We start from the raw sequence: 12261 nt of genomic DNA, 5'->3' as shown, positions 1-12261 counted from the left end.
CGAGGTGGCGCTGGCCTCGGCTGCCGCCGGCGCAGGCCGCGACCGACTCGAGGCGGCCCGGGCCGAACACACCGCGCAGACCCAGCAGCTGCGCGAACAGGTCGACGCGGCCGCGGCCACCCTGAATTCGCTCAAGGATGCGGTGCATCGCGACGAGGTCGCCAAGGCGCAGGCCGCTCTGCGCATCGAGCAGCTCGAGGAACAGGTGCTCGAACAGTTCGCGATGGCCCCCGACGACCTGGTCGCCGAATACGGCCCGGATGTCCCGATGCCGCCGTCGGAGCTGGAGATGCGCGAATACGCCGACGCCAAAGCGCGCGGTGAGCTGGTGGTGGCCCCGGCGCCCATGCCGTACGACCGCGCCACCCAGGAGCTGCGGGCCCGCAAGGCGCAGAAGGACCTCAACACCCTGGGCAAGGTGAACCCGCTGGCGCTCGAGGAGTTCGCCGCCCTGGAGGAACGCTACAACTTCCTGTCCGCCCAGCTCGAGGACGTCAAAGCCGCCCGCGCCGATCTGCTGGATGTGGTCGCCGAAGTCGACGCCCGGATCCTGCAGGTCTTCACCGAGGCCTACGCCGACGTGGAGAAGGAGTTCTCCCAGGTCTTCGCGACGCTGTTCCCCGGCGGCGAAGGACGGCTGGTGCTGACCGATCCCGGCGATATGCTCACCACCGGCGTGGAGGTCGAGGCCCGCCCGCCGGGCAAGAAGGTCAAGCGGCTGTCTTTGCTGTCCGGCGGTGAGAAGTCGCTGACCGCCGTGGCCATGCTGGTCGCGATCTTCCGCGCCCGGCCCTCGCCGTTCTACGTGATGGACGAGGTCGAGGCCGCCCTCGACGATGCCAACCTGCGCAGGCTCATCAGCCTGTTCGAGCAGCTGCGCGAGAAGAGCCAGCTGATCATCATCACCCACCAGAAGCCCACCATGGAGATCGCCGACGCGCTCTACGGTGTGAGTATGCGCGGGGACGGCATCACCCAGGTCATCTCCCAACGATTGCGCGGCGTCGACCTGACGCCCGCGCCCGCCAGCTGAAAGGCCCAGTAGTGGATACCCAGGTCATCATCGGGATCGTCGTCGTCGTTGTTCCGCTGTTGGCGTTGATCGCCGGCACCGGACTGGTGCTGCGCCGGCGTCGGCAGATCTCGCTGACCGATACGCAGACGCAGACCGTCGACGGGGGACGGGAGGTCGACAAGTCCGGCGGGTATCGCGCCGGCAGCGGGTTCGCGTTCAGCCAGGGCGGCACCGCCACGGCCGACCCCGAGGCCGCCGGCGAAGGTGTGGCCGAAGAAGCCGAACGCATTCTCGCCGAGACGCAGCCCGACGTCGTCCGGCCGGTCGACGAGGATCCGCTGGCGCAGCTGCCCGGCACCCAGGTCCCCGTCGACGACGATGCGATGGCTGTGGAGACCGCGGTCACCGCCGCCGAAACCGAGGCCGCCGAGCCTGAAACCGCCGAGCCTGAAACCGCTGCCCCCGAACTGGACGAGATCGCGCCGACCGAAGGCCGGCTGTCCCGGCTGCGCGGCCGGCTCGCGCGCTCGCAGGGCGCGATCGGTGAGTCGATGCTGGGCCTGCTGGGCGCCGGTGACCTGGACGACGACTCGTGGGAGGAGATCGAGGACACCCTGGTGATGGCCGATCTGGGGACCGCCGCCACCGAGGCCGTGGTCACCGCCCTGCGCGCCGAACTGGCCACCGGCAAGGTACGCACCGCCGACGATGCGCGCGGCGCCCTGCGCAAGGTTCTGGTCGAGCAGCTGCACCCGCAGCTGGACCGTTCCGTCCGGGCGCTGCCGCACGCCGGCGGTCCGGCGGTGGTGCTGGTGGTCGGTGTCAACGGCGTCGGCAAGACCACCACCACCGGCAAACTCGCCCGGGTCCTGGTGGCCGACGGCCGCCGGGTGCTGCTGGGTGCTGCCGATACCTTCCGTGCCGCGGCCGCCGATCAGCTGCAGACCTGGGGCGAACGCGTCGGTGCGGGCATCGTGCGCGGCAAGGAGGGGGCCGACCCGGCGTCGGTGGCCTTCGATGCCGCCGTCACCGGAATCGACGACGGCGTGGACGTGGTCCTCATCGACACCGCCGGCCGCCTGCACACCAAGGCCGGGCTGATGGATGAGCTCGGCAAGGTCAAGCGTGTGGTGGAGAAGAAGGCGCCGGTCGACGAGGTGCTGCTGGTGCTGGACGCCACCGTCGGGCAGAACGGGCTCACCCAGGCCAAGGTCTTCGCCGAGGTGGTCGATCTGACCGGTGTGGTGCTGACCAAACTCGACGGCACCGCCAAGGGCGGCATCGTCTTCCGTATCCAGGACGAGCTGGGCGTGCCGGTCAAGCTCGTCGGGCTGGGCGAGGGCGCCGACGACCTGGCACCGTTCGAACCGGGTGCCTTCGTCGACGCCCTGCTGTAGAGATACAGGTACCGGGACTGCTGCTGCAAGGAAAGGGGTGGCTCCGATGACTGCCACACACGAGGTCTTCAATCAGGCGCCGCCGCGGGTCGACGTCAACGAATACACCGAGCACGTCGCACTCGTGGAAGCGGTGCAGACCTTCGGCGGCGGCTGGGCCACCGATGCGCTGACCGAGGCCGGGCAGCTGGTCGGCCGCGCGGACTTCCAGCACGACGCCGAACTGGCCAACACTCACACCCCGGTGCTGCGCACCCACGACCGGTGGGGCAACCGGATCGACGACGTCGAATTCCATCCCGCCTACCACCGCATCATCGGCGACGCCATCGCCCGCGGTGCACACACCAGCTGCTGGTCCGATCCTCGCGACGGCGCCCACGTGGCCCGAGCGGCGATGTTCATGCAGTTCGGCCAGATCGAACCCGGCCATGCCTGCCCGGTATCGATGACCCACGCGGTGGTGCCGTCGCTGCAGGTGGATCCGGTCCTCGCCGACCAGTGGCTGCCGCGGGTGTACTCGCGTGAGTATCGCCACGACCTGGGCGACGGCGATAAACCGTCGGCGATCTTCGGGATGGCGATGACCGAGAAGCAGGGCGGTTCGGATGTGCGGGCCAACACCACCCGTGCGGTCGCCCAGTCCGACGGCACCTACCTGCTCACCGGGCACAAATGGTTCTGTTCGGCACCGCAGTCCGATGCCTTCCTGGTGCTGGCCAACACCGAGCCGGGCGTCACCTGCTTTCTGGTGCCGCGCGTGCTGCCGGACGGCAGCCGCAATGTGTTCGCCATCCAGCGGCTGAAGGACAAGCTGGGCAATAAGTCGAACGCCTCGAGTGAGATCGAATTCAACGGCACCGTCGGCTGGCGCCTGGGCGAGGAGGGTGCGGGGGTGCGCACCATCATCGAGATGGTCAACCAGACGCGCCTGGACTGCATCCTCGGCAGCGCCGCCGGAATGCGCCAGGCCGTCGCCGAGGCGGCCTGGCATGCGCGCGGTCGCAGCGCCTTCGGGGCGACCCTGATCGATCAGCCCGCGATGACCGCGGTGATCGCCGACCTGCAGGTGGAGGCCGAGGCGGCGGTGTGGACCGCGATGCGCCTGGCCGCGGCCTACGACGACGATGCCGACGAATCGGCCGCCTTCCGCCGGCTGGCCACCGCCGTCGGCAAGTACTGGGTGTGCAAACGCGGCCCCGACCACGCCTACGAGGCGCTCGAATGCCTGGGTGGCAACGGCTACACCGAGAACGGGTTCCCGCTGGCCCGCCGCTACCGGGAGCAGCCGGTGCTGGCGGTGTGGGAGGGCTCGGGCAATGTGATCGCCCTGGACGTGCTGCGCGCCATGATGCGCGATCCGCTGTCGGTGGAGGCCGTCGACGCCGAATTCGAACGCTCCCTGGGCCGGTACCGCGACTACGATCTGCACGTCGAGCGCACCCGGAAACTGATCGCCGCGGCAGCCGCCGATCCGGCCGGGGCACCGGCCCTGGCCCGCCGGCTCACCGAGTCGATGGCGCTGGCCCTGCAGGGCGCGGTGCTGATCGAGAACGCGCCGGAGAACATCACCGAGGCCTTCCTGGCCGGCCGCATCGCCGACCCGGGCCACATGTACGGGGTGCTGGATTCGAAGCTGGATCTGACCGGCATCGTCGGCCGGGCCTGAGCCGCCTGCCCGGAAACACAGCGTTTACCGGCACCCGGCTGGTGTAACAGCGCCGCAATCCGGCGGTGTCGCCGATCGAAACCTGCCCGCCGCATCCTCGTCTCAACGCCGCGACCGGCGTGGATGAGGAGGCTCGATCGTGACTACCGCATTACCGGACACCGTCTTCGGCATCGCCGACACCGGTGACACCGCCTGGGTGCTCATCAGCGCGGCCCTGGTGCTGCTGATGACCCCGGCGCTGGCCTTCTTCTACGGGGGACTGTGCCGTGGCAGAGCGGTCCTGAACATGATGATGATGAGCTTCGCGGCGCTGGGCACCGTCACCGTGGTCTATCTGCTGTACGGGTTCTCCACCTCGTTCGGCGATGTGCTGACCGGCCGTGGTGCCCTCGGCGGGATCATCGCCGATCCGCTGGCCCTGTTCGGCACCGATCAACTGACCGCCACCCGCCAGATCGGCGGCCACACCGAGGTGGTGCTGTGGCCGGGCACCGGTGTTCCGGCGATCGCCTTCGTGGCCTTCCAGCTGACCTTCGCGGTCATCACCGTCGCGCTGATCAGCGGCGCGATCGCCGAGCGGGCCAAATTCTCCACCTGGGTCGTGTTCAGCGTGGTCTTCGTGACGCTGGTGTACCTGCCGTTGGCCCACATGGTCTGGGGCGGCGGACTGCTCTCGGACTCGGCAGACGGGCTGGCCGCCCGAATGTTCGGGGTGACCGACGGTGTGGCGCGCGTGGCGCCGATCGACTTCGCCGGCGGCACGGTGGTGCACATCAACGCCGGAGTGGCCGCACTGGTCCTGGTGTTCTTCGTGGGCAACCGCCTCGGCTTCGGCCGAACCGCCTACCGGCCGCACAGCATCCCGCTGGTGATGCTCGGTGCGGCACTGCTGTGGTTCGGCTGGTTCGGGTTCAACGCCGGCTCGGCGCTGGCCGCCGACGCCACCGCCGGCCTGGTCTGGGTCAACACCAGTGCGGCCGCCGCGGCCGCGATCGGCGGCTGGCTGGCGGTGGAATGGATCCGGGACGGGCATGCCACCAGCGTCGGTGCGGCCTCGGGCATCGTCGCCGGACTGGTGGCGATCACCCCGGCCTGCGGGGCCCTCACCCCGGTGGGCGCCCTGGGGCTGGGGGTCGTGGCCGGGGTGCTGTCCTGCCTGGCCGTCGGCGTGAAGCATCGGCTGCGGTTCGACGATTCCCTCGACGTGGTGGGCGTGCACCTGGTCTCGGGGCTGTGGGGCACGGTGGCCGTGGGTCTGCTGGCCCGCGACTCGGGTCTGTTCTACGGGCACGGGCTGGCGCAACTGGCGGTGCAGACGGTGATCGCCCTGGTCGCGCTGGTCTTCGCCGCGGTGTTGACCGTCCTGATCGCCGCCGCGCTGACACCGCTGGGCTGGCGGGTCGAGGCCGAGGCCGAGGCCGTCGGAATCGATCAGGCGCAGCACGCCGAGACCGCCTACGAGCCGATCTGAACGCAGACCTCACTAGGCTGAAACCGTACCGAGAAAGGGTCCACCCATGAAGCTGATCACCGCCATCATCAAGCCGTTCACCCTCGACGACGTCAAGGCGGCGCTGGAGGAGCTGGAGATCGTCGGGATGACGGTCAGTGAAGTGCGCGGCTACGGCCGCCAGCGAGGGCACACCGAGGTCTACCGGGGTGCCGAATACGCGGTCGACTTCGTGCCGAAGGTGCGCGTGGAGGTCGTCGTCGACGACGAGGATGCCGAGCAGGTGGCCGAGACGATCGTCACCGCCGCCCGCACGGGGAAGATCGGTGACGGCAAGCTCTGGATCTCGCCGGTCGAATCGGTGATCCGGGTACGGACCGGAGAACGCGGCCCCGAAGCGCTGTGAACCCGGCGGCCCTGTGAACCCGGCGGCCCTGGGAAGCCCGGCCACTGGTCCGCACCCGGAGTGATCGTGGAAGAATAGGGGAATGTTCGAATCCCTCTCCGACCGGTTGACAGGCGCCCTCAAGGATCTGCGGGGCAAGGGCCGGCTGACCGACGCCGACATCGATGCGACCGCCCGGGAGATCCGGCTGGCGCTGCTCGACGCCGACGTGTCGCTGCCGGTGGTACGGACGTTCATCGCCCGGATCAAGACGCGCGCCAAAGGCCAGGAGGTCTCCGGCGCCCTCAACCCGGCGCAGCAGATCGTCAAGATCGTCAACGAGGAACTCATCGAGATCCTCGGCGGCCAGACCCGCCGCATCGCCCTGGCCAAGACTCCGCCGACGGTGATCATGCTGGCCGGCCTGCAGGGCGCCGGTAAGACGACGCTGGCCGGCAAGCTGGCGAACTATCTGACCAAACAGGGCCACACGCCGATTCTGGTGGCCTGTGACCTGCAGCGGCCGGGTGCGGTGCAGCAGCTGCAGATCGTCGGCGAACGCGCCGGGGTGCCGGTCTATGCGCCGGACCCGGGTACCTCCGTCGGCGGTCAGGGAGAGCTCGGCACCGACAGCTCCGGCGACCCGGTGACCGTGGCCCGCGGCGGTGTGGAGTTCGCCCGCGACAAGCAGTACGACGTGGTCATCATCGACACCGCCGGCCGCCTGGGCATCGACGAGGTCCTGATGAGGCAGGCCTCCGACATCCGCGACGCCGTCGAGCCCGATGAGGTCCTGTTCGTCCTGGACGCGATGATCGGTCAGGACGCGGTCGCCACCGCGCAGGCGTTCGCCGAAGGCGTCGACTTCACCGGCGTGGTGCTGACCAAGCTCGACGGCGATGCCCGCGGCGGCGCCGCGCTGTCGGTGCGCGAGATCACCGGCCGGCCGATCATGTTCGCCTCCACCGGCGAGAAGCTCGACGAGTTCGACGTCTTCCACCCCGACCGCATGTCCAGCCGGATCCTGGGGATGGGCGATGTGCTGTCGTTGATCGAGCAGGCCGAGCAGCACTGGGACGCCAGCGAGGCCGAGAAGGCCGCCGAGAAGATCAGCCAGGGCGAGCTGACGCTGGAGGACTTCCTCGAGCAGATGCTGATGATCCGGAAGATGGGCCCGATCGGGAACCTGCTGGGCATGCTGCCCGGTGCCGGGGATATGAAGGACGCTCTGGCCCAGGTCGACGATTCCCAGCTCGACCGGATCCAGGCGATCATCCGCGGGATGACCCCGGCCGAGCGCGCCGACCCCAAGATCATCAACGCCTCGCGGCGCATCCGCATCGCCAAGGGCTCGGGGGTGACGGTGACCGATGTGAACCAGCTGGTCGACCGGTTCTTCGCCGCCCGCAAGATGATGTCGCAGATGTCGGGCCGGATGGGCATGGGCGGCGGGATGTCCCGCCGCGGCAAGAAGGGCAAGAAGGGCGCCAAGGGCCGCAAGGGCAAGGGCCGCGGCCCCACGCCGCCCAAGGGTATGCGCGGCGGGATGCCGGGGATGGGCATGCCGGGGATGCCGGGCATGGGCATGCCGCCGGGCATGGACCTGTCCCAGATGCCGCCGGGCCTGGACCAGCTGCCGCCCGGGCTGGACGGCATCGATCTGTCGGATCTGAAGCTGCCGAAGAACCGCTAGCGATGGCGGCGCGCAGCGTGGCCGAGCACTATCGCGGAATCGACCCGTTCACCGGCGAGCAGCTGGAGCTGTGGGTCGATGGGGCGGTGATCTCCCGCGAACCGCTGCCCGGTGCGCAGACGGTCTCCGACGGAGGCTGGCTGGTACCCGGTCTGGTCGACGCGCACAACCACGTCGGTATCGCCCCCGGGCTGGGGGTCACCACCGAACAGGCCCGGGCCTTCGCCTACGCGGACGCCAAGGCCGGAACTCTGCTGATCCGCGAGGTCGGCTCGCCGGTGGACACCCATCCGCTCGACGAGGACCCGCGCTGCCCGCGATTCCTGCGCGCCGGTAAGCACATCGCCCGCCCGAAGCGTTATTTGCGCGACTACGGCGTCGAACTGGATGATCCGGCGACCCTGGCCGAGGAGGTGCGCCGGCAGGCCGCGGCCGGTGACGGCTGGGTCAAACTGGTCGGCGACTGGATCGACCGGGAGGCCGGGGACCTGGCGCCGTTGTGGACGCGCGGTCAGCTGGAGGCCGCCGTGGCCGCGGCCCACGAATCCGGTGCGCGGATCACCGCGCACGTCTTCGGCTACGACGCCCTGCCGGACATCATCGCGGCCGGATTCGACTCGATCGAACACGGCACCGGACTGACCCCGGACCTGATCGATCAACTGGTCGCCAAGGACATCGCGCTGGTGCCGACGCTGATCCAGGTGGAGAACTTCCCGGGGATCGCCGACGGCGCCGACCGCTTTCCGGCGTACCAGGCGAATATGCGCAAGCTCTACGCACACGCGCAGGAGGTCTACGGCGCCGCCCGTGAGGCCGGAGTCAAGGTCTACGCCGGCACCGATGCCGGCGGCTTCGTCCAGCACGGCCGCATCGTCGACGAGATCGCGGCGCTGACCGGGATCGGCTTGACCCCGCTGGCAGCGTTGGGCGCCGCGTCGACCGCGGCTCGCGACTGGCTGGGTGTGGATGGTCTGGTGCCCGGTGCGCGCGCGGACTTCCTGGTCCTGGACGCCGATCCGGCGCAGTCGGTGGACGCCCTGCGCCGTCCGCGCCACATCGTCTGTTCTGGGCAGCGACTCTAGCGCGGCGGGGTCCGCGCCGGGATCCTCACAGGAGGCGGAGGATACCGATACCGATCAGGAGCGCCGAGACGAACCAGCCGGCGGAACGGGCGACGGCACCCTGATTCTGACGCCCCTTCGCGAAGAGCCGACCGACCCACGAGTGGGGGAATCGCCGCACGGCTCCCAGAGCCAGAGCGGCAAGGATCGGCAGACTGAGGGCGACGGTCGCGAACAGGAACAGACCCCCGTAGCGTTCGGCGACCGGGATGTCACTGGCCGAGAGCACCGCAAGCCCGGCGAAGAAGGGCACGGACGTCGCGGACTGGATCATGCCCAGGATGAGTCCGACCACGACGGTCAGGGGAGACGGGGTCCGTAGCGGCTGCAGGATCTTGTCGATGAGCTCGGAGGAGTCCCCGCCGCGGTAGGTGAGGATCGCGGTGATCACACCGGTGAGGATCAGCAGAGTTCCGAAGACGGGGGAATCGACGACATGCTTGACGAAGTCGCCGATGCCGTCGAAGACGAGCAGCGTGATCAGTGCCAGGACGAAGACGCCCAACCAGTCGCCGACCACGAGCAGGCTCGAGATCGAACGGTAGCGGCCGGCCGGCAGCATCATGGCCAGGGCGACCAGCACCCCGATGAGCAGGACGTTGACAGCGTCGATGAACGCGTAGGCGAGGGCGTTGAGCATGGGGAAGTGCTCTCCGTTCCGCTGGGTCTGGTCTCGCGCTGACGCGGGCAGGTGCCCGGCGGTGGCGAGTCTAGCCGGTCGGGGAGCGTGGGCTCGTCTTACGACCGGGTGTTGTGATCAGCCGCACGTCGCCGGCACCGGCGCTCCCGTTTTGGGGTGCTGCCGCCGCATCTGGCAGAATGGACCGCTGGTTCGCCGGACCCGGTTACGTACCGACCGGCGGTCACCCCATCAGAGATCGCAAAACCGGATCCGCCGTCGGGCGGATCGCTGAATTGCGCAGTGACACAAAGGACACGACACATGGCTGTCAAGATCAAGCTGACCCGTCTGGGTAAGATCCGCAACCCGCAGTACCGCATCATCGTCGCCGACGCGCGCACCCGCCGCAACGGCCGCGGCATCGAGACCATCGGCAAGTACCACCCGAAGGAAGAGCCCTCGCTGATCGAGATCGATTCCGAGCGCGCGCAGTACTGGCTGGGCGTGGGCGCGCAGCCGACCGAGCCGGTGCTGGCGCTGCTGAAGATCACCGGTGACTGGCAGAAGCACAAGGGTCTGCCGGGCGCCGAGGGCAGCCTGAAGACCCCCGAGGCCAAGCCCACCAAGCAGGAGCTGTTCGCCGCCGCGCTGGCCGCCGCCGAGAACGAGCCGACCGCCGAGGCCACCACCGCCAAGAAGAAGGCCGCCCGCAAGGCCGCCGAGAAGACCGCCGCCGAGCAGGATGCGCAGGACAAGGCCACCGCCTCGGAGGCGCCCGAGAGCGCTGAGCCGGTCACCGAGGCCGTGGCCGAGGACCTGGCCGCCGAGGGTGACACCCTGGCCGGGGCGACGGCAGAGGCCGCCGAGGGCAAGGTTGACACCGACCTGGTCGTCGAGTGAGTGCCGTCATCGCTGACGCCGTCGAACATCTGGTTCGCGGCATCGTCGCCCATCCCGACGACGTGCGAGTCGAGCTGATCACCGGCCGGCGCGGACGGATGATCGAGGTGCACGTCAACCCTGAAGACCTGGGTAAGGTGATCGGCCGCAACGGTCGTACCGCCACCGCACTGCGGACCCTGGTCGCCGGGGTCGGCGGGCGCGGGATGCGCGTGGACATCGTCGACACCGACCGCTGATGGAACTGGTGATCGGCCGGGTGGCCAAGACCCACGGTGTTCGTGGCGAACTCGTGGTCGATGTCCGCACTGACGATCCCGGTGAGCGGTTCGCCGTCGGCACCACGCTGCGCGGTCGCCCGGCAACGGGCGGCGCAGACAACAGTTACACGGTGACAGCCGTCCGGCCTCATGCCGGGCGGCTGCTCGTGTCTCTGGACGGAGTCACCGACCGCGGCAGCGCCGATGCGCTGCGCGGGACCCTGTTCCTGATCGATGCCGCCGACGTCGACTCGGGCGACGATCCCGACGAGTTCTACGATCACGAGCTGATCGGGCTGCCGGTCACCACGGTCGCCGGTGCGCCGGTCGGGCAGGTGTCCGATGTGCTGCACCTGCCGGGCGGTGAGGTCCTGTCGGTCACCGATCCCGCCGGAGCCGAGGTGCTGATCCCGTTCGTCGCGCAGATCGTGCCGACGGTGACGGCCGGGGGTATCGTCGTCGATCCCCCCGACGGGCTGCTCGACGATTCCGCGGTGGAAGCCTGACCGTGCGGATCGACGTCGTCACGATCTTTCCCGAATACCTCGAACCGCTGCGCGCGGCACTGCTGGGCAAGGCGGTGGAATCGGGTCTGCTGCAGATCGGCATCCATGATCTGCGCGCGTGGACCCACGATGTCCATCGCAGCGTCGACGATCAGCCCTACGGGGGCGGCCCGGGCATGGTGATGAAACCCGACGTCTGGGGCGCCGCCCTGGACCAGGTGTGCCCCGACGAGGCGCTGCTGGTGGTGCCGACACCGGCGGGGGTGCCGTTCACTCAGGCCACCGCGCAACGGTGGAGCCGCGAAGAGCACCTGGTGTTCGCCTGCGGTCGTTACGAGGGCATCGATCAGCGGGTGTTCGACGATGCCGCCCGCCGGGTCCGCGTCGAAGAGGTCTCGCTGGGCGACTTCGTGCTGATCGGCGGCGAGGCCGCAGTGCTGGCGATGGTCGAGGCGACGACCCGGCTGATCCCGGGGGTGCTGGGCAATCCGGCCTCCCACGAGGAGGATTCGTTCTCCGACGGGCTGCTGGAAGGGCCCAGCTACACCCGCCCGCAGAGCTGGCGTGGGCTCGAGGTGCCCCCGGTGCTGTTATCGGGCAATCACGCCAAGGTCGCTGCTTGGCGCCGCGAACAATCGCTGGTGCGAACCCGGGAGCGGCGCCCGGAATTGCTGCCCGACCAGGACTGACCTGCCGGTCCGCCGCCGGCGAGCACGGCCTCCGGCGTGTCGGGGAACCCGGACGGCCCACCGTGCGTCCAATCGTTGTGGGACCGCGCACCGATTGGACCGTCGACGCCTCGGTGATCCTGGCCCGGATCGCCTCGATGGATCCGGCCGGGGCCTCCGCCGATGCCGCCGAACTGCACCGCATCATGACCGCAGCGCAGGCCGTCGGCGCACGCTTGAACGAATGGTTCGGCCGGGTCGACGGACTGCTGGGACAGGGGCCGGTCGCCGCCGATCAGGCCGGCCTGGATCTGGGCGCGCGAATCGCGGACCTGGCCGGCCAGCTGGCGCCGGCGCACCAGAGCCTGACCGCGGCCACCGCGGATCTGACGGCCAGCCAGGCGGTCTCCACGGTGCTTCGCGCCCAAGTCCGGGTGAGTTCCTTCAGTCCCGGTGCCGTCGACGCGCTGACCAGGCAGGCCGCTCGGGTACTGGACCGGGTCTACAGCGATCCGATGAGCGGTCGTGCCGACGGGATCGTCGTGAGCCCGCCCGTGGCCGCCCGGCGG

The 12261-nt window shown here is 69.6% G+C and carries 13 protein-coding genes; 12 read left to right on the top strand and 1 reads right to left on the bottom strand.

The annotated features are described in order from the left end of the window. From GOHSU_RS15805 to GOHSU_RS15775, 7 genes are all read left to right on the top strand, one after another. Positions 1–1033, top strand: a 1033-nt coding sequence (locus GOHSU_RS15805) for an AAA family ATPase (RefSeq protein ID WP_005944185.1), incomplete at its 5' end; no start/stop codon positions are given. Between the two features lie 11 nt (positions 1034–1044). Further along, positions 1045–2412, top strand: a complete 1368-nt coding sequence (gene ftsY / locus GOHSU_RS15800; protein WP_005944182.1) for a signal recognition particle-docking protein FtsY — start codon at positions 1045–1047, stop codon at positions 2410–2412. 46 nt (positions 2413–2458) lie between these two features. Beyond that, positions 2459–4081 carry an acyl-CoA dehydrogenase family protein gene (locus GOHSU_RS15795; protein WP_005944178.1) on the top strand — a complete coding sequence of 541 codons (1623 nt, stop codon included), beginning with the start codon at positions 2459–2461 and terminating at the stop codon, positions 4079–4081. A gap of 139 nt (positions 4082–4220) precedes the next feature. After that, entirely contained in the window at positions 4221–5555 is a 1335-nt protein-coding gene (locus GOHSU_RS15790) for an ammonium transporter (protein WP_005944176.1), read from the top strand. Between the two features lie 46 nt (positions 5556–5601). Then, entirely contained in the window at positions 5602–5940 is a 339-nt protein-coding gene (locus GOHSU_RS15785) for a P-II family nitrogen regulator (RefSeq protein WP_005944174.1), read from the top strand. Between the two features lie 82 nt (positions 5941–6022). Next, positions 6023–7612 carry a signal recognition particle protein gene (gene ffh / locus GOHSU_RS15780; RefSeq protein ID WP_005944172.1) on the top strand — a complete coding sequence of 530 codons (1590 nt, stop codon included), beginning with the start codon at positions 6023–6025 and terminating at the stop codon, positions 7610–7612. A 2-nt stretch (positions 7613–7614) separates the two neighbouring features. Beyond that, entirely contained in the window at positions 7615–8697 is a 1083-nt protein-coding gene (locus GOHSU_RS15775) for an amidohydrolase family protein (protein WP_005944170.1), read from the top strand. Between the two features lie 25 nt (positions 8698–8722). Here the strand turns inward: GOHSU_RS15775 and GOHSU_RS15770 are convergent, their stop codons facing one another. Then, positions 8723–9376 carry a hypothetical protein gene (locus GOHSU_RS15770; protein ID WP_005944167.1) on the bottom strand — a complete coding sequence of 218 codons (654 nt, stop codon included), beginning with the start codon at positions 9374–9376 and terminating at the stop codon, positions 8723–8725. Positions 9377–9679: 303 nt separating this feature from the next. On the opposite strand from GOHSU_RS15770, the gene rpsP reads away from it, so the two are divergent. From rpsP to GOHSU_RS15745, 5 genes are all read left to right on the top strand, one after another. Next, positions 9680–10258, top strand: coding sequence for a 30S ribosomal protein S16 (gene rpsP, locus GOHSU_RS15765; RefSeq protein WP_005944165.1), 579 nt, complete (start codon positions 9680–9682; stop codon positions 10256–10258). Continuing rightward, complete coding sequence (locus tag GOHSU_RS15760) at positions 10255–10497, top strand: RNA-binding protein (protein WP_005944162.1); 243 nt, start codon at positions 10255–10257, stop codon at positions 10495–10497. The genes rpsP and GOHSU_RS15760 overlap by 4 nt, the downstream gene beginning before the upstream one ends. Continuing rightward, positions 10497–11024 carry a ribosome maturation factor RimM gene (rimM, locus tag GOHSU_RS15755; protein WP_005944159.1) on the top strand — a complete coding sequence of 176 codons (528 nt, stop codon included), beginning with the start codon at positions 10497–10499 and terminating at the stop codon, positions 11022–11024. Before GOHSU_RS15760 ends, rimM begins: the two co-directional genes overlap by 1 nt. Before the next feature lie 2 nt (positions 11025–11026). After that, complete coding sequence (trmD, locus tag GOHSU_RS15750) at positions 11027–11713, top strand: tRNA (guanosine(37)-N1)-methyltransferase TrmD (RefSeq protein ID WP_005944156.1); 687 nt, start codon at positions 11027–11029, stop codon at positions 11711–11713. Between the two features lie 77 nt (positions 11714–11790). Continuing rightward, positions 11791–12261, top strand: a 471-nt coding sequence (locus GOHSU_RS15745) for a hypothetical protein (RefSeq protein ID WP_005944153.1), incomplete at its 3' end; no start/stop codon positions are given.

This window comes from Gordonia hirsuta DSM 44140 = NBRC 16056 (genome assembly GCF_000333015.1).
Classification (GTDB): domain Bacteria; phylum Actinomycetota; class Actinomycetes; order Mycobacteriales; family Mycobacteriaceae; genus Gordonia; species Gordonia hirsuta.
This window is presented reverse-complemented; position numbering and strand designations above follow the sequence as displayed.